A 17,456-nucleotide genomic window follows, 5' to 3' on the forward strand; every position below is an offset into this window, starting at 1 on the left:
CCTTAGATCGTATGCGGTATTAGCGTAACTTTCGCTACGTTATCCCCCACGACTGGGCACGTTCCGATATATTACTCACCCGTTCGCCACTCTCAAGGGGTTGCCCCCTCTACCGTTCGACTTGCATGTGTAAAGCATTCCGCCAGCGTTCAATCTGAGCCAGGATCAAACTCTATAGTTCGATCTTGATTTTTTTCGCTCTTTCGAGCAACTCATAAATTGGAATCGACGTGGTCACCATCTCTGATTTCCACATCTTTTTTACTTCATGAGCGTTTGTTAGCTAATTAAAGCTAAGTTCCGAAGAACTTGGCAATCACCATCAAACGCCCACGCTTATCGGCTGTATATTTTTAAAGAACCTAGGCAACTCTCATCACCTTATCTTGCTACGCTGCGATCAGCGAAGCCTTCCATTATATCACGCTTTTGCGCTTTCTTTAAAAGATTTTTGATGTCTTCTAAAGAAAACGCCCCACCGTTAGGTGAGGCGTTTTGGGCTGTTAGAAGCCTGACGATGTCCTACTTTCACACGGGAATCCGCACTATCATCGGCGCTAAGTCGTTTCACGGTCCTGTTCGAGATGGGAAGGAGTGGTACCAACTTGCTATGGTCATCAGGCATAACTTGTTGTCATCTTGATCAAATCAAGACAACGAATTCATAGAGTTTCGAATCAGATTTTGAGCTCTCGCTCAGGCTTTTCAGCCTTTTTTGAATGCGTCAACTTGGCATAACTTCCTTGACCAATGCACATCTTTCAATGTGTGATCAAAGTTATAGGGTCAAGCCTCACGAGCAATTAGTACAGGTTAGCTTAACGCATTACTGCGCTTCCACACCCTGCCTATCAACGTCCTGGTCTTGAACGACTCTTTAGGGGGCTCAAGGCCCCGGCAGATCTCATCTTGAAACGAGTTTCCCGCTTAGATGCTTTCAGCGGTTATCTCTTCCACACTTAGCTACTCGGCAATGCCACTGGCGTGACAACCGATACACCAGAGGTGTGTCCACTCCGGTCCTCTCGTACTAGGAGCAGGCTTCCTCAAATCTGCAGCGCCCACGGAAGATAGGGACCAAACTGTCTCACGACGTTTTAAACCCAGCTCACGTACCTCTTTAAATGGCGAACAGCCATACCCTTGGGACCGGCTACAGCCCCAGGATGAGATGAGCCGACATCGAGGTGCCAAACACCGCCGTCGATATGAACTCTTGGGCGGTATCAGCCTGTTATCCCCAGAGTACCTTTTATCCGTTGAGCGATGGCCCTTCCATACAGAACCACCGGATCACTATGTCCTACTTTCGTATCTGCTCGACTTGTCAGTCTCGCAGTTAAGCACGCTTATGCCATTGCACTATTATCACGATGTCCGACCGTAACTAGCGTACCTTCGAACTCCTCCGTTACGCTTTGGGAGGAGACCGCCCCAGTCAAACTGCCTACCATGCACTGTCCCCGATCCAGATAATGGACCTAGGTTAGAACCTCAAACACACCAGGGTGGTATTTCAACGTTGGCTCCACGAGATCTAGCGACCTCGCTTCAAAGCCTCCCACCTATCCTACACAGATCTGTTCAAAGTCCAATACAAAGCTACAGTAAAGGTTCATGGGGTCTTTCCGTCTTTCCGCGGGGAGATTGCATCATCACAAACATTTCAACTTCGCTGAGTCTCAGGAGGAGACAGTGTGGCCATCGTTACGCCATTCGTGCAGGTCGGAACTTACCCGACAAGGAATTTCGCTACCTTAGGACCGTTATAGTTACGGCCGCCGTTTACTGGGACTTCAATCAAGAGCTTGCACCCCATCATTTAATCTTCCAGCACCGGGCAGGCGTCACACCCTATACGTCCACTTTCGTGTTTGCAGAGTGCTGTGTTTTTATTAAACAGTCGCAGCCACCGATTTTTTGCAACCCCGTTCGGCTCCCTTTGTTCAAGTTCACCTAATAGGGGCATACCTTCTCCCGAAGTTACGGTATCAATTTGCCGAGTTCCTTCTCCTGAGTTCTCTCAAGCGCCTTAGAATACTCATCTCGCGCACCAGTGTCGGTTTGCGGTACGGTCAATTACAAGCTGAAGCTTAGTGGCTTTTCCTGGAAGCAGGGTATCACTCACTTCGTGTGCAAGCACACTCGTTATCACCCCTCATCTTAGCCCGGCGGATTTGCCTACCAGGCATGACTACAGGCTTGAACCAACATATCCAACAGTTGGCTGAGCTAACCTTCTCCGTCCCCACATCGCACTTGTAATCGGTACAGGAATATTGACCTGTTTCCCATCAGCTACGCATCTCTGCCTCGCCTTAGGGGCCGACTCACTCTACGCCGATGAACGTTGCGTAGAAAACCTTGCGCTTACGGCGAGGGGGCTTTTCACCCCCTTTAACGCTACTCATGTCAGCATTCGCACTTCTGATACCTCCAGCAGGGTTTACACCACCACCTTCACAGGCCTACAGAACGCTCTCCTACCACTTGCAATAAATTGCAAATCCGCAGCTTCGGTAACTGGCTTAGCCCCGTTACATCTTCCGCGCAGGACGACTCGATCAGTGAGCTATTACGCTTTCTTTAAATGATGGCTGCTTCTAAGCCAACATCCTGACTGTTTTAGCCTTCCCACTTCGTTTCCCACTTAGCCAATTTTAGGGACCTTAGCTGGCGGTCTGGGTTGTTTCCCTCTTGAGTCCGGACGTTAGCACCCGGTGCTCTGTCTCCCAAGCTGTACTCATCGGTATTCGGAGTTTGCCTTGGTTTGGTAAGTCGCCATGACCCCCTAGCCAAAACAGTGCTCTACCCCCGATGGTAATACTTGAGGCACTACCTAAATAGTTTTCGGAGAGAACCAGCTATTTCCAAGTTTGTTTAGCCTTTCACCCCTATCCACAGGTCATCCGCTAATTTTGCAACATTAGTCGGTTCGGACCTCCAGTACCTGTTACGGCACCTTCATCCTGCCCATGGATAGATCACTTGGTTTCGGGTCTACACCCAGCGACTGATCGCCCTATTCGGACTCGATTTCTCTACGGCTTCCCTATTCGGTTAACCTTGCCACTGAATGTAAGTCGCTGACCCATTATACAAAAGGTACGCAGTCACCCCTTTCGAGGCTCCTACTTTTTGTAAGCATGCGGTTTCAGGATCTATTTCACTCCCCTCCCGGGGTTCTTTTCGCCTTTCCCTCACGGTACTTGTTCACTATCGGTCAATGATGAGTATTTAGCCTTGGAGGATGGTCCCCCCATATTCAGACAGGATTTCTCGTGTCCCGCCCTACTTGTCGTTAGCTCAGTACCACACATTTGTTTTCGCATACGGGACTATCACCCACTATGGTCGGCCTTTCCATGCCGCTTTGCTAACAATTGCGCTATCACTAACAGGCTCTTCCGATTTCGCTCGCCACTACTTTCGGAATCTCGGTTGATGTCTTTTCCTCGAGCTACTGAGATGTTTCAGTTCACCCGGTTCGCCTCGCATGACTATGTATTCATCATGCGATACCCCTAAGGGTGGGTTTCCCCATTCAGAAATCTCCGGATCAAAGCTTATTTGCCAGCTCCCCGAAGCTTATCGCAGGCTTTCACGTCTTTCGTCGCCTATCATTGCCAAGGCATCCACCACATGCTCTTATTCACTTGACCCTATAACTTTGAACTCTCTTGCGAGAACCCATCGTTATTTTCAAGGAATGTCTGTCAGGTCTTTCACCTGACGCGTTATGCCGTAAATGAATAATTCCTCAACACAGGATGTCTCCATCCAATATCAATAGAACAATTCGTCTTTACTTGAATTTCAAACGTCGTTTGAATATTCGTTTTGACGCAATCAAAAAATTGTCACCAGGGGCACGGTCCGCACTAAACCTTTACGAATGTGCGGTTTCCCCTGGCAACTCTGATTCGACTCTATGAATTTTTAAAGAACAGCCGTGTGTCTTGCGACACTTGTTAATCGATCAATATCAATCAACACAAAAAAAGCCTTATGCATCACCATGCAAAGCCTCTTTTGTTTTGAATGAGATCAAAACCTTTGATAAGTTCTATCCAGATATTGGTGGAGGATGACGGGATCGAACCGACGACCCCCTGCTTGCAAAGCAGGTGCTCTCCCAGCTGAGCTAATCCCCCGTTGTCTTACCCTTAGCGCTCTTCAGCACCTGTCTTCAGAAGGATTGGTGGGTCTGGTTGGTCTCGAACCAACGACCCCTGCGTTATCAACACAGTGCTCTAACCAACTGAGCTACAGACCCAAGTCGATGCTCAACGACTAGGCTTTATGCCCAAGCCGTCAGCGACTTGCCTTCCAACAACCGATAAGTGTGAGCGTTCAATTTAGATTGCAGTTTCCAGAAAGGAGGTGATCCAGCCGCACCTTCCGATACGGCTACCTTGTTACGACTTCACCCCAGTCACGAACCCCGCCGTGGTAATCGCCCTCCTTGCGGTTAGGCTAACTACTTCTGGCGAGACCCGCTCCCATGGTGTGACGGGCGGTGTGTACAAGACCCGGGAACGTATTCACCGTGACATTCTGATCCACGATTACTAGCGATTCCGACTTCACGCAGTCGAGTTGCAGACTGCGATCCGGACTACGACTGGTTTTATGGGATTAGCTCCCCCTCGCGGGTTGGCAACCCTTTGTACCAGCCATTGTATGACGTGTGTAGCCCCACCTATAAGGGCCATGAGGACTTGACGTCATCCCCACCTTCCTCCGGTTTGTCACCGGCAGTCTCATTAGAGTGCCCAACTGAATGTAGCAACTAATGACAAGGGTTGCGCTCGTTGCGGGACTTAACCCAACATCTCACGACACGAGCTGACGACAGCCATGCAGCACCTGTGTTACGGTTCTCTTTCGAGCACGAAGCTATCTCTAGCGACTTCCGTACATGTCAAAGGTGGGTAAGGTTTTTCGCGTTGCATCGAATTAAACCACATCATCCACCGCTTGTGCGGGTCCCCGTCAATTCCTTTGAGTTTCAACCTTGCGGCCGTACTCCCCAGGCGGTCAACTTCACGCGTTAGCTTCGTTACTGAGTCAGTGAAGACCCAACAACCAGTTGACATCGTTTAGGGCGTGGACTACCAGGGTATCTAATCCTGTTTGCTCCCCACGCTTTCGTGCATGAGCGTCAGTACAGGTCCAGGGGATTGCCTTCGCCATCGGTGTTCCTCCGCATATCTACGCATTTCACTGCTACACGCGGAATTCCATCCCCCTCTACCGTACTCTAGCTATACAGTCACAAATGCAGTTCCCAGGTTGAGCCCGGGGATTTCACATCTGTCTTATATAACCGCCTGCGCACGCTTTACGCCCAGTAATTCCGATTAACGCTTGCACCCTACGTATTACCGCGGCTGCTGGCACGTAGTTAGCCGGTGCTTATTCTTACGGTACCGTCATGAGCTCCTCGTATTAAGAGAAACCTTTTCGTTCCGTACAAAAGCAGTTTACAACCCGAGGGCCTTCATCCTGCACGCGGAATGGCTGGATCAGACTTGCGTCCATTGTCCAAAATTCCCCACTGCTGCCTCCCGTAGGAGTCTGGACCGTGTCTCAGTTCCAGTGTGGCTGGTCGTCCTCTCAGACCAGCTACAGATCGTTGGCTTGGTGAGCCTTTACCCCACCAACTACCTAATCTGATATCGGCCGCTCCAATCGCGCGAGGTCTTGCGATCCCCCGCTTTCATCCTTAGATCGTATGCGGTATTAGCGTAACTTTCGCTACGTTATCCCCCACGACTGGGCACGTTCCGATATATTACTCACCCGTTCGCCACTCTCAAGGGGTTGCCCCCTCTACCGTTCGACTTGCATGTGTAAAGCATTCCGCCAGCGTTCAATCTGAGCCAGGATCAAACTCTATAGTTCGATCTTGATTTTTTTCGCTCTTTCGAGCAACTCATAAATTGGAATCGACGTGGTCACCATCTCTGATTTCCACATCTTTTTTACTTCATGAGCGTTTGTTAGCTAATTAAAGCTAAGTTCCGAAGAACTTGGCAATCACCATCAAACGCCCACGCTTATCGGCTGTATATTTTTAAAGAACCTAGGCAACTTTCATCACCTTATCTTGCTACGCTGCGATCAGCGAAGCCTTGAATTATGACACAGTTTTTAGCGCTGCGTCAAGTTTTTGAAAATTTCTTAGATCACCAAGATCATTTCATCAACCCCTTCACTGTGCTTCCTTGGCCTCTTTCGAAAACCTCACTTGTGTGCAGCGAAGCCCTCGATTATGGCACAGCTTTTTAGACCTTGGCAGGTTTTTTGATGTCTTTGTGAAAGTTTCGTGCTTCCTCACCCGGATAATGGGCCCATGGCTTTACTCACACTCTTGAACGCGTCCTTGGCTTTTGGCCACGTCGCCCTCCTCGATCACGCCGACTTCTCTTTGGAGACGTCTGAGCGTATCGGCTTGATTGGTCGCAACGGCACAGGCAAATCGTCCTTACTCAAGATACTGGCGGGCATGGAGCGCCCTGACGACGGCAATCTGCATTTGCAGCAAGGCGTTCGCATCGCCTATGTGGCTCAGGAGCCCATTTTGGTGCCTGAGCACACCATTTTTGAGTCTGTGCGCGAAGGCTTGGCCGAAGTGGTGCAATGGATCGACGATTACACCCACAGCAGGGGTGACCTGGACACTTTGCAAGGGCAAATTGAATCTCGCGATGGTTGGGGCTGGGAGCAGCGGCTGGACGAAACACTGCAGCGCCTGCAATTGGACCCCAATGCAATCGTGCAATCTCTGTCTGGCGGCATGCGCAAGCGTGTGGCCTTGGCGCAAGCTTTGGTGACCCGCCCTGACGTGCTCTTATTAGATGAGCCCACCAACCACCTGGACCTGAACGCCATCACCTGGTTGGAAGACTTGTTGATCGACTTCAAGGGCAGCGTGATCGCCATCACCCACGACCGCGCGTTTTTGGACCGCATCGCCACCCGCATTGTGGAATTGGACCGCGGCAAGCTGCGCCCTTATCCGGGCAACTACGCCGCCTACCAAGTGCAAAAAGAAGAGCAACTCGCTCAAGAAGCCGTGATTCAGGCCAAGGCCGACAAACTGCTGGCCCAAGAAGAAATTTGGATCCGCAAGGGCGTGGAAGCACGCCGAACCCGCAGCCAAAGCCGCATCACGCGATTGCAGAACCTGCGCGGCGAACGCGCCGCACGCCGTGAAAAAGTGGGCAACGTGAAGATGGAAGTGGCCTCTGGCGTGCCGAGCGGCAAGTTGGTGGCCGAACTGACCGACGTGACCAAAAGCTTCACCCAGCCGGACGGCAGCGTGCGCACCGTCATCCAAAAATTCACCGGCACTTTGCTGCGCGGCGACAAGATCGGCTTGCTGGGCCCCAACGGCGCGGGCAAAACCACCTTGCTCAAACTCATTTTGGGCGAGCTGGAAGCCGACAGCGGCGAAGTGCGCCGTGGCACCAAGATGGAAGTGGCCTACTTCGACCAAATGCGCGACGCACTGGACCTGGACGCCACGCTCGAAGACTTCATCAGCCCCGGCAGCGAATGGATCGAGATTGGCAACAAGCGCCAGCACGTCAAGAGCTATCTCGGCGACTTTTTGTTCTCGCCTGCACGCGGGACCTCGCCGGTGCGCTCACTTTCGGGTGGAGAACGCAACCGACTGCTGCTGGCCCGCTTGTTCGCCCGTCCAGCCAACGTGCTGGTGCTGGACGAACCAACCAACGACCTGGACATCGAAACCCTGGAGCTGCTCGAAGAGCTGCTGCAAACCTACGAAGGCACCGTGTTTCTGGTCAGCCACGACCGCGCCTTTATGGACAACGTGGTGACCGGCATCATCGCCTGCGAAAGTGCCCCGGACCAGCCTGGTTTCTGGCGCGAATACGAAGGCTCGGTGCAGGACTGGCTGGTCCAGTCCAAGCGCGCTCAGGCCATTCGGGCCCAAGCGGCGCAACGCAGCGGCTCGACACCACCCGTGGCCGCCGCCGTCACTGCCCCAGCAGCTGCAGCGACCGTGACCACCGCCCCGGCGCGCAGCAAGCTCAGCTACAAAGAGCAGCGCGAACTGGCAGAACTGCCCGCCAAGATTGAAACCCTTGAAAAAGAACAGGCTCAGACCCGCGCCCAACTGGCCGACGGCAGCGTTTACCAGCGCGACCCAGGTCTTGCGCAGCAACTGTTCCGACGCGACACCGAACTCGACGAGCTGCTGCTGACGGCCATGGAGCGCTGGGAAATTCTGTCGGCACGTTGAAGCGCAAGCCCGAAGCGCCCGTAGGGCCTCACTTCATACGACAACAAACCCATGACCTCTTCCGAACTCAGCGCCCTGCTTGTGCTCGCCACGGTGAGCAGCTTCACGCCCGGGCCCAATACCACGCTGTCGACCGCCATGGCCGCCAACCACGGCCTGCGCCGGGCCATGCGCTTTGTCTGTGCGGTGCCTGTGGGCTGGGGCATTTTGTTTGCCCTGTGCGCCACGGGGTTGGGCGGTTTGGTGGTGGCCTTTCCGCCCTTGCGCTGGGGCATCGTGACGCTGGGCACGGGTTATTTGATGTGGCTGGCCTCGCGTTTGTGGCAAAGCGGCAGCTTGCAACAGGCCGACAGCGCCAAACTGCAAGTGGGTTTTGTGCAGGGCGTGGGTCTGCAGTTTCTCAACATCAAGGCCTGGATGTTGGCGCTTGCGATCGTCGCGGGTTGGGTGGCTGGACGCGAAGACGCGGCACAGCGCACATTGATGCTCTTGCCCATCATGGTGGCCTATGGTTTTTTCAGCAACCTGACCTATGCGGTGGCGGGCTCGATGCTGCGGCACTGGCTGGCTCACGGCCGCCGCTTGTTGATGTTCAACCGCTGCATGTCGGTGGCGCTGGTGGCCACAGCTTTGTGGATTCTGAACGGCTTGCGCCAAAGCGCTGGCTGATGCCCGCATGAACAACACCCCTCAACACCGCGAGAACCTGGGCCTTTGGCTGGGGTTTCTGGGCGTCGTCATTTTTGGGCTCACCTTGCCCATGACGCGCCTGGCCACCGGCACGGTGGACGCACCACAAATGTCACCCTGGTTTGTGACCTGGGCGCGGGCCGCGCTGGCCGGAAGCCTGTCGCTCGTTTACCTGTTGGCTGTGCGTGCCCCACGCCCCACCCCGGTGCAACGTGGCCCCTTGCTGCTGGCGCTCGCGGGCAACGTGATCGGTTACCCCTTGCTCTTGGGTTGGGCGCTGCGCCACGTCACAGCCAGCCATGCCGCCGTCATCACCGCTTTGCTGCCACTGGCCACTGCCGCGGCAGCCGCTTGGCTCATGCATCAACGCGCACGCCTGGGTTTTTGGGTGTTTGCCGCTTTGGGCAGCGCCCTGGTCGCGGTTTACAGTCTGCTGCGCGCATCACAGCTTGGGCACGGTTTTGGCCTGACCTGGGCTGACACTCTGCTGCTGGGCGCTGTGGTGGCCGCCTCGCTGGGCTATGTGGCCGGGGCCAAAGTCACGGCCAGCATGGGCGCTGAAAAAGTCATCAGCTGGGTTTGTGTGATGGCACTGCCCATCACGCTGCCCGGAGCCTGGCTGACCTGGCCCGACAACGCCATCGCCCCGGCTTCTTGGCTGGCCCTGATGTATGTGGGTATGTTCTCCATGTGGGCGGGCTTTTTTGCCTGGTTCCGCGGCCTGTCGCTGGGCGGCCCGCTGCGGGTGAGCCAGCTGCAATTGCTGCAACCTTTCATCAGCATTTTGGCGGCCGTGCCTTTGCTGGGAGAATCACTGGACGCCATGACCTTGGGCTTTGCCCTGCTGGTGGTGACCACCGTTTTCATGGGGCGGCGCATGGCCAACACCCCCAAATCGAACTGAACAAAAAATTGAGGAGCAACGCATGAACTGGCAAATGGCCCAACGCGCCGAAAAAATGAACCCCTCGGTGATCCGCGAGATCCTGAAAGTCACCGAAAAGCCCGGCATTATCAGCTTTGCAGGCGGTCTGCCCTCGCCCCTGACCTTCCCGATCGATGCCATGCGCGAAGCCAGTGAGCGCGTGCTGCGGGATGACGGCAAAGCCGCCCTGCAATACGCCGCCAGCGAAGGCTACGCACCACTGCGCGAATGGGTCGCGCAAGACCTGCTCAAGCAGGGCATGAAGGTCAGCCCCGACCAGGTGCTGATCACCACCGGCAGCCAGCAAGGCCTGGACCTGGTCGCCAAAATCCTGATCGACGCAGGCAGCCGCATCCTGGTCGAAACCCCCACTTACCTGGGCGCACTGCAAGCTTTCACGCCCATGGAGCCCACGGTGGTGAGCGTGGACAGCGATGAGCATGGTGTGGACGCCGACGACCTGCGGACCAAAGTGGGCACCGGCGCGGACAAGGCCCGCTTTGTGTACCTGCTGCCCAACTTCCAGAACCCCACGGGCCGCACCATGACCGAAGCGCGCCGTGCCGCCGTGGCGCAGGTGGCTGTCGAGTCTGGCTTGCCCATCATCGAGGACAACCCCTACGGCGACCTGTGGTTTGACGCGCCGCCCGGACCCTCGCTCAGTTCGCGCCACCCTGATGGGAGCGTTTACCTGGGCTCGTTCTCCAAAATTTTGGCTCCCGGCCTGCGCCTGGGTTATTTGGTCGCGCCCACCGCGCTGTACCCCAAGCTCTTGCAAGCGAAACAAGCGGCCGATCTGCACACGCCCAGCTTCAACCAGCGCGTGGTGGCCGAAGTGCTCAAAGACGGCTTCATCGAACGCCATGTGCCCACCATTCGCGCCCTGTACAAGCAGCAGTGCGAAGCCATGCTGGCCGCGCTCGACCGCGAAATGGCAGGCCTGGGCCTGACCTGGAACCGCCCGGTGGGTGGCATGTTTCTCTGGGTGCAACTGCCCAAGGGCCTCAAAGCCATTCCGCTGCTGGCCAAGGCCGTCGACAAAGGCGTGGCCTTTGTGCCGGGCTCGGCTTTTTATGCCGAGGGTGCCGACGAGAGCACCTTGCGCCTGTCGTTTGTGACCGCCACCGTCGACCAGATCAACACCGGCATGACCGCGCTGGCCGCTGCGATCCGCGAGTCACTCTGAGCACCTGATCTGGAGCGCACGATGCAAGCCCGTCCTTTCCAACAAGTTGACGTTTTCACCGACACCGCATTTCTGGGCAACCCGCTGGCCGTGGTGTTGGATGGCACAGGCTTGAGCGATGCGCAGATGCAAACCTTTGCTGCCTGGACGCAGCTGAGCGAAACCACATTTGTGTTGCCGCCCACACCCGAGGGCGCTGCGGGTGGGGCTGACTACCGGGTGCGAATCTTCACGCCCGGGGCCGAGTTGCCCTTTGCGGGCCACCCCACACTGGGCACGGCCCACGCCTGGCTAAAGGCGGGCAACACGCCACGGCAACTTGGCGTGCTGATGCAGGAATGCGGCGTTGGCCTGGTGACTTTGAAGCAGCTGGGCGAGCGCTGGGCTTTTGCGGCGCCCCCACTGAACCGCTCGGACATCTCGGCCGAAAACCTTGCCCCTGTGCTGGCGGCCTTGGGGCTGGATGCATCAGAAGTCATCGCCGCCCAACACCTGAACAACGGCCCGCACTGGCTGAGCCTGCTGATCAACGATGTGGACACGGTGCTGGCACTCACGCCCGATCATGCCGCCCTGAAAAAGCTGGGCACCAAAGTCGGCGTGGCGGCCAAGCGACAAACAGCAGAGGGTGGCCTGATCCGCCGCGCCAACCGCGAAGCCCGCGCCTTTGCGGCATCCACCCGCATCACCAACGACCCGACCGATCTGGAAGTGCGTGCCTTTGCCGCCCCGGTGGGCATCGCCGAAGACCCGGTCACCGGCAGCCTCAATGCGTCGCTGGCGCAATGGCTCATGGCCGAAGGCCACATGCCCAACACTTACAGCGCCCGTCAAGGCACGGTATTGGGCCGTGCGGGCCAAGTGTTTTTGTCGCAAGACACGCAAGGCCAAGTCTGGGTGGGCGGCGATGTGGTCGGCTGCATCTCGGGCCTTGTTCACTTGTGACGCCCAACGTGCGCCGCTGATCACCCCAGCGACAGTCGCAAGTCCCTGATCTGCGCACAATGGCAGACCATGGGAACACTTTATTTGGTCCGCCACGGACAAGCCTCTTTCGGGGCCGATGACTACGATCAACTCAGCCCGCTGGGCCGTCAACAGGCGGTGCGCTTGGGTGAATACCTGCGGCCCAAACTGCAAGACAAACCCATCGAGGCCGTCATGATGGGCAGCTTGAAACGCCACCGCCAAACCTGGGAGGGCATTGCCGAAGGCGCAGGCCTGCCGCACACCCCGGCGGTGTGGCCAGGCCTGAACGAATACGACAGCCACGCGCTGATCGAGTCCATGCACCCCGAGCCACTGGCCAAACCCGACACACCCGAGCTCTACCGCCACCACTTTCGCCTGCTGCGCGACGCGCTGCAAGCCTGGATGGCTGGTCGCACCCAGCCGCGTGACATGCCCAGCTATGCCGACTTTGTGGGAGGTATCGAAGCCGCACTCGACCATGTTCGGCAAAACCACTCAGGCGACGTGATGATCGTCTCCAGTGGCGGCCCCATCTCCACCGCCGTCGGCCGGGTGTTGGGCACCCCGCCCGAAACCACCATCGAGCTGAACCTGCGCATCCGCAACACGGCACTGACCGAGTTTGTGTTCAACCCCAAGCGCCACATGCTGCTGACCTACAACACCTTGCCGCATCTGGACAGTGACGCGCACAAGGACTGGATCACCTTTGCCTGAAGCCAAAAACCCGCACCAAGGGTAATGGCCACTGGTACATTCCCTAGGCAATAAGCCTTCAATTTGCAGGCAAGATTGCGCCATGAACAGCTCAATCGCCTGGTTGGCCCTCCAGTCCTTGGAGGGCGGCATCCAGCTCACCGCCCTGCAAGCCGCCGATGCAGACCGCCTTGCAAGCGGCTTGGCGACTTTGCTGGACGAGTGGGCGCTGGCCTCGGCGGTTCAAACTTTGACTTTGCCCTTGAAAGGCACACAAGTCGCACTGATTTGCACGCTGCGCCCCGACTTCAGAGCGCAGTGCATGCCGGGCCACGACACCTTGAGCTTGCACGACAAATTGGGGCACACCCCTCAGACTGACGAAGCATGGGCCTTGGAGCGCGAAATCTGGGTGGCCTTGCTCGGTTCCCCCCACCGCTTTCAGTTTGCCAGCCTCGACTCGCTCACCTCGCACATCCGGGTGCGGCGCAACATGGTTTTGGACGCCCGAAAAACCGCCTTGGCTTTCAAAACCGAAGCTGCCGAAAGGCCTCAAGCCTTTTGGCAAGACGGTGGTGATGAGGCCGGTTTCATTTTGCAGCCCGGTCGCTGCTTGGTCGATGCATTGGTAGCCGCCACCCAGCCCGATGTCACAGGCAAGCTGTACGATTTTTCTTGTTACCGGGCCACCGAGTACGTGATTTTGCTGGGCATTGCACAAGAGCTCAAAACAGAAAATCCCGAACTGCTGAACCAGCTGCAAAGCCTCAATCAAGTCCACGCGGTGCGGTCGGGTCAATTCCATGAGGTCTACCTGATCGAGTACGGCAGCATGGCCAAACCCTTGCCTGCGCGTTTTTATGTGCCGGGTGACCGCTTGTGGTTTCGCAACCCCGACGAACGGTCTTCAGATGTGATGGGCTACGAAGGCTCTTGGGTGCTCTATATGGGCGGTGGCTTGTTCAGCAACTTCTGGAAGCGCGACACCCCTTACACACTCGAATCCAAAGCCATCGAAATCTTCCACTGGAAAGATGGCGTTCATGCCGACGCTGAAGGCAAGCTGCACATGGACGAATCGGTGGTGGAGGCGCTCGTGGAAAAAACCGAAGCCAACCCTTCAGCCAGAACCCAGGTGTTGGAACGCATGCTGCGCCCGCGCGACCCACAAGGTGTTTACGCACAAGGCGGTTGCATCGACACCACCCGCGAATACCCCAAAAGCGTGAGCCGCGATCACTGCGAGTTGGTGCTGCCCCGTTTCTGAAAACTGGGCGGTCTCAGCCGACTTGGTCGCTCAAAGTGCCAGGCGGTAAGCGGTCGATTTCACCCAACAACTGCGCCAGCGCCCGACCCGAGGCGTCCAGCAAGGCCTGGCCTTTTTCGACAGTGGCGGCAGCCGCATTGCCCGCTGCACCGTGGCGGTTGTAATCCTGCATTTGCCAGCCCAGCTTGGCGCTTTTGCCGTTGCCCAAAATTTCAAAAGTCTCCGCGCGGTCTTGCGAGGTGGAACGGAAGTTTTGCGCCAAATCCATGCGCACCCGCTCTGGGCGCAGCGCCAGCATCATCGAGGTTTCGGTGTCGCCCGCATGCACGCCAAATCGGTGCTCTTCAGGGGGAAACAGCGCATTCACGTCCCCGCCTTGCGCGTCGCGCAGCGGCAAATTGAACCAGCTCACGCTGTAGACCAGCATGCCCAGCCGTGCCCGCAAATCGCGCGCCACGATGTCCATCACGCTCACTTGTCCGCCATGGGCGTTGAGCAGCACCAATTTTTTCACGCCACTGGCCGCCACCGACTCGCCGATGTCGGTCCACAAGCGGATCACGGTTTCGGCCTTGAGCGTCAAGGTGCCGGCAAAACGGGCATGCTCAGGGCTCAAACCCACCGTCTGAGTGGGCAAAAACAAGGCCGGCAAGTCAGCCGGCAAGTGCGGCAAACAAGCCGCCACCACGCCGTTGACCAAATCGGTGTCCACCGACAGCGGCAGGTGTGGGCCATGCTGCTCGGTCGCTGCTACGGGCAGGATGGCGATGGCCCGATCGATGGCACGGTCTGGCGCCAAAGCCTGAAAATCGAGGGTGGTCCAGTCGGCCCAAAAACGCGAAGGGTTTTGCATGTTCGGCATCTTAATGGAGCCCGGGCGTGTACAGTGCTTTTCGCAGTGTGCTGCTGAGTTGCCCCGCACGAAGATTTCGGGGCCAAAAAGAAGGATTGGCGTGCAAGTTTCCGTGTTTTCTCGTGGCCAGGCCACCGCTTTGCCCAAGACTGTGGTGCAGGGCTGGGTCGCTTTGATCGCCTTGTTGTGTCTCTTGGCGGCGTGGCCCCTGACCAGTGATGCGCAAACGAGCTCGCTCTTTTCCAGCAAAACCCCAGCTGCCAACTTGCCCGCCACCAGCACGCTGTTGGACAGCGCGGCCAAAGCTGCCAACGTGGTCAAGACAACCCAAGTGCGGGCCGAGGTGCTGGTGCACGCGCCCCAAGGCATTCAAGCCGGCAGCACTTTTTGGCTGGGCCTGCAGATCGAGCACCAGCCCCATTGGCACACTTACTGGCAAAACCCCGGCGACTCAGGTCTGCCCACTCGGCTGAATTGGCAGCTGCCTGACGGCTTGCAAGCCGGCGACATTGCTTGGCCTTTGCCCAAGAAAATCCCGATCGGCACGCTGGCCAACTATGGCTATGAGGACCGTTTGCTGCTGCGCGTGCCCGTCACCGTCGGTGCCCATTTCCAGTTCCCGGCCGCGGGCGGCTTGCCCTTGCGCTTGCGCGCCGATTGGCTGGTGTGCCGCCAAGAGTGCATCCCCCAAGAAGGCCAATTCGAGCTGAACTTGCCCTCTGCCGCGCCGCAAATCCAGCGCGCACCGCTGTTTGATGCAGCCCGCGCGCTCAGCCCCCAAGTTCTGCCCCAGTTGAACCAAGGCGGCAGCTGGGTCACTGGCGGCCAAACCACGGTGTCAGAGGACGGACAACACCTCCGCCTGCAGGTGCACGGTCTGCCTGTGGGCTGGCGCGGCCAAACCTTGAGTGCTTTCCCCATCACGGCCCTTGTGGTGCACAACGCGGCCCAATTAGCAAGCCAAGGCCAAAGCCCAGAAAAAGGCTGGTCACAAAGTTGGCAAGGTGCGGTGTGGCGCGCACAAATTCCGCTGTCTGAAGAGCGCAGTGACAGCCCGAAAACCATGCGCTGGGTGATCGCGGTGGGCCCGGAATTGGCCCCCAAGGGCCCGGCTTTTGAAATGGACACGCCCGTCACTGGCACATGGCCTGCGGTCACACAAGCTGCGCCTGCCGAGATCTCCACGGCATTGGCCAAGGCCTTGGCCGACAACGCCAAAAATACCAGCACCAATTTGCCCAGCCCAACCACCACCGCTTTGGGCCTGACGCTGGCCATTTTGGGCGCACTGCTCGGCGGCTTGATGCTCAACCTGATGCCCTGCGTGTTCCCGGTGCTGGCCATCAAGGTGCTGGGTTTTGCCAAGGCTGACACCTCGCCAGCGCAGCACCGTGCTGCGGGCATCGCCTACACGGTGGGCGTGGTGTTGTCCTTCATGTTGCTGGGCGGCCTGATGCTGGCCTTGCGTGCGGCGGGCGAGCAGCTGGGCTGGGGCTTTCAACTGCAATCGCCCCCCGTGGTGGCAGGCTTGGCGCTGTTGTTCACCTTGTTGGGCCTGAACCTGGCAGGTGTTTTTGAATTCGGGCAGATGCTGCCCAGCAGCTTGGCGTCTTTGCAAAGCCGCCACCCCACAGTGAACGCTGGTTTGTCGGGCGTGCTGGCCGTGGCCGTGGCTTCGCCCTGCACCGCGCCTTTCATGGGCGCGTCGCTGGGTTTGGCGATTGCGCTGCCGGTTTGGCAAGCCTTGGTGGTGTTTGCCGCCATGGGCGTGGGCATGGCATTGCCTTACCTGGCGGCCAGCTGGTGGCCGGGTATCGCCCGCGCCTTGCCGCGCCCCGGGGCTTGGATGGTGACTTTCCGCCAAGCCATGGCGTTCCCGATGTTGGCCACCGTCGTTTGGTTGTTGTGGGTGCTGGGTCAGCAAACCGGCATCGACGGGGCCAGCGGCCTGCTGGCTTTGCTGCTCACGGTGGCTTGGCTGGTGTGGGCGCTGGGCTTGAGTGGACGCACGCGCTGGGTGATGAGTGGCCTGGCCTTGGCCACTTTGCTCTGGTTGGGCAACAGTTGGCTGCCTTTGGCTTTGCGCGAGGCCCCAATGGACACGGTGGCCAGCGCCAGCACGACCGGATCGAACCCCATCTCTTCCAAGGCCATGCCAAGCAACACTTGGCAGCCTTGGTCTGAGGCGGCCCTGCAAGCCCAACTGGCGGCTGGGCGTCCGGTGTTTGTGGACTTCACCGCCGCGTGGTGCGTGACCTGCCAATTCAACAAAAAAACCACCTTGGCCGATGCGCAATTGCTGGCCCAGTTTGCACAACGCCAAGTGGTGCTGATGCGGGCCGACTGGACGCGGCGTGACCCGGCCATCACACAAGCCCTGACGGCACTGGGCCGCAGCGGGGTGCCGGTTTATGCGGTTTATGCGCCCGGCCGTGCGCCCGTGTTGTTGTCGGAGCTGCTCAGCGTGGCCGAAGTGCAAACCGCCTTGCAGGGACTTCCGGCTCGTTGAGCTGCCACACAGATGGTTCCATGTGGGCGCGAGCCCCTGCTCGCGAATGACTCTGGAAGTGACGCCGGAAAAACCCGGCCTGG

The 17,456-nt window shown here is 57.6% G+C and carries 9 protein-coding genes, 2 tRNA genes and 4 rRNA genes (1 of these 15 cut by a window edge); 8 read left to right on the forward strand and 7 right to left on the reverse strand.

What is annotated here, in order from left to right; translation table 11 throughout:
- From B9Z40_RS05975 to B9Z40_RS06000, 6 genes are all read right to left on the reverse strand, one after another.
- A 16S ribosomal RNA gene (locus tag B9Z40_RS05975) occupies positions 1 to 181 on the reverse strand (it extends 1,350 nt beyond the left edge of the window).
- Between the two features lie 328 nt (positions 182 to 509).
- Positions 510 to 622: ribosomal RNA gene (rrf, locus tag B9Z40_RS05980) — 5S ribosomal RNA — on the reverse strand.
- 160 nt (positions 623 to 782) lie between these two features.
- Positions 783 to 3,662 (reverse strand): 23S ribosomal RNA (locus B9Z40_RS05985).
- A gap of 416 nt (positions 3,663 to 4,078) precedes the next feature.
- Positions 4,079 to 4,154 (reverse strand) — tRNA-Ala (locus tag B9Z40_RS05990).
- Positions 4,155 to 4,199: 45 nt separating this feature from the next.
- Positions 4,200 to 4,276: transfer RNA gene (locus B9Z40_RS05995), tRNA-Ile, on the reverse strand.
- Positions 4,277 to 4,376: 100 nt separating this feature from the next.
- A 16S ribosomal RNA gene (locus B9Z40_RS06000) occupies positions 4,377 to 5,907 on the reverse strand.
- Together the 16S, 23S and 5S rRNA genes with 2 tRNA genes alongside form the textbook arrangement of a ribosomal RNA operon.
- Before the next feature lie 451 nt (positions 5,908 to 6,358).
- On the opposite strand from B9Z40_RS06000, the gene B9Z40_RS06005 reads away from it, so the two are divergent.
- From B9Z40_RS06005 to B9Z40_RS06035, 7 genes are all read left to right on the forward strand, one after another.
- Positions 6,359 to 8,275 carry an ABC-F family ATP-binding cassette domain-containing protein gene (locus B9Z40_RS06005; protein WP_100172324.1) on the forward strand — a complete coding sequence of 639 codons (1,917 nt, stop codon included), beginning with the start codon at positions 6,359 to 6,361 and terminating at the stop codon, positions 8,273 to 8,275.
- Between the two features lie 51 nt (positions 8,276 to 8,326).
- Complete coding sequence (locus B9Z40_RS06010; RefSeq protein WP_100172325.1) at positions 8,327 to 8,944, forward strand: LysE family translocator; 618 nt, start codon at positions 8,327 to 8,329, stop codon at positions 8,942 to 8,944.
- 7 nt (positions 8,945 to 8,951) lie between these two features.
- Positions 8,952 to 9,869, forward strand: a complete 918-nt coding sequence (locus B9Z40_RS06015) for a DMT family transporter (RefSeq protein WP_100172326.1) — start codon at positions 8,952 to 8,954, stop codon at positions 9,867 to 9,869.
- Between the two features lie 22 nt (positions 9,870 to 9,891).
- The gene (locus B9Z40_RS06020) at positions 9,892 to 11,076 is read left to right on the forward strand and encodes a PLP-dependent aminotransferase family protein (RefSeq protein WP_100172327.1); all 1,185 of its coding nucleotides are present in this window, start codon (positions 9,892 to 9,894) and stop codon (positions 11,074 to 11,076) included.
- Positions 11,077 to 11,097: 21 nt separating this feature from the next.
- Complete coding sequence (locus B9Z40_RS06025) at positions 11,098 to 12,021, forward strand: PhzF family phenazine biosynthesis protein (RefSeq protein ID WP_100172328.1); 924 nt, start codon at positions 11,098 to 11,100, stop codon at positions 12,019 to 12,021.
- A 69-nt stretch (positions 12,022 to 12,090) separates the two neighbouring features.
- Complete coding sequence (locus tag B9Z40_RS06030) at positions 12,091 to 12,765, forward strand: histidine phosphatase family protein (protein WP_100172329.1); 675 nt, start codon at positions 12,091 to 12,093, stop codon at positions 12,763 to 12,765.
- An 82-nt stretch (positions 12,766 to 12,847) separates the two neighbouring features.
- A complete protein-coding gene (locus B9Z40_RS06035) occupies positions 12,848 to 14,011 on the forward strand; it encodes a hypothetical protein (protein WP_100172330.1) in 1,164 nt (387 codons plus the stop codon).
- 13 nt (positions 14,012 to 14,024) lie between these two features.
- On the opposite strand, the gene B9Z40_RS06040 is transcribed toward B9Z40_RS06035, so the two are convergent.
- Positions 14,025 to 14,864, reverse strand: coding sequence for a creatininase family protein (locus tag B9Z40_RS06040; RefSeq protein WP_100172956.1), 840 nt, complete (start codon positions 14,862 to 14,864; stop codon positions 14,025 to 14,027).
- A gap of 175 nt (positions 14,865 to 15,039) precedes the next feature.
- Here B9Z40_RS06040 and B9Z40_RS06045 point away from each other — a divergent pair, with 175 nt between their 5' ends.
- Entirely contained in the window at positions 15,040 to 17,373 is a 2,334-nt protein-coding gene (locus tag B9Z40_RS06045; protein WP_369823430.1) for a protein-disulfide reductase DsbD family protein, read from the forward strand.
- The last annotated feature ends 83 nt before the right edge of the window (positions 17,374 to 17,456 follow it).

The organism is Limnohabitans sp. 15K (genome assembly GCF_002778285.1).
Classification (GTDB): domain Bacteria; phylum Pseudomonadota; class Gammaproteobacteria; order Burkholderiales; family Burkholderiaceae_C; genus Limnohabitans_A.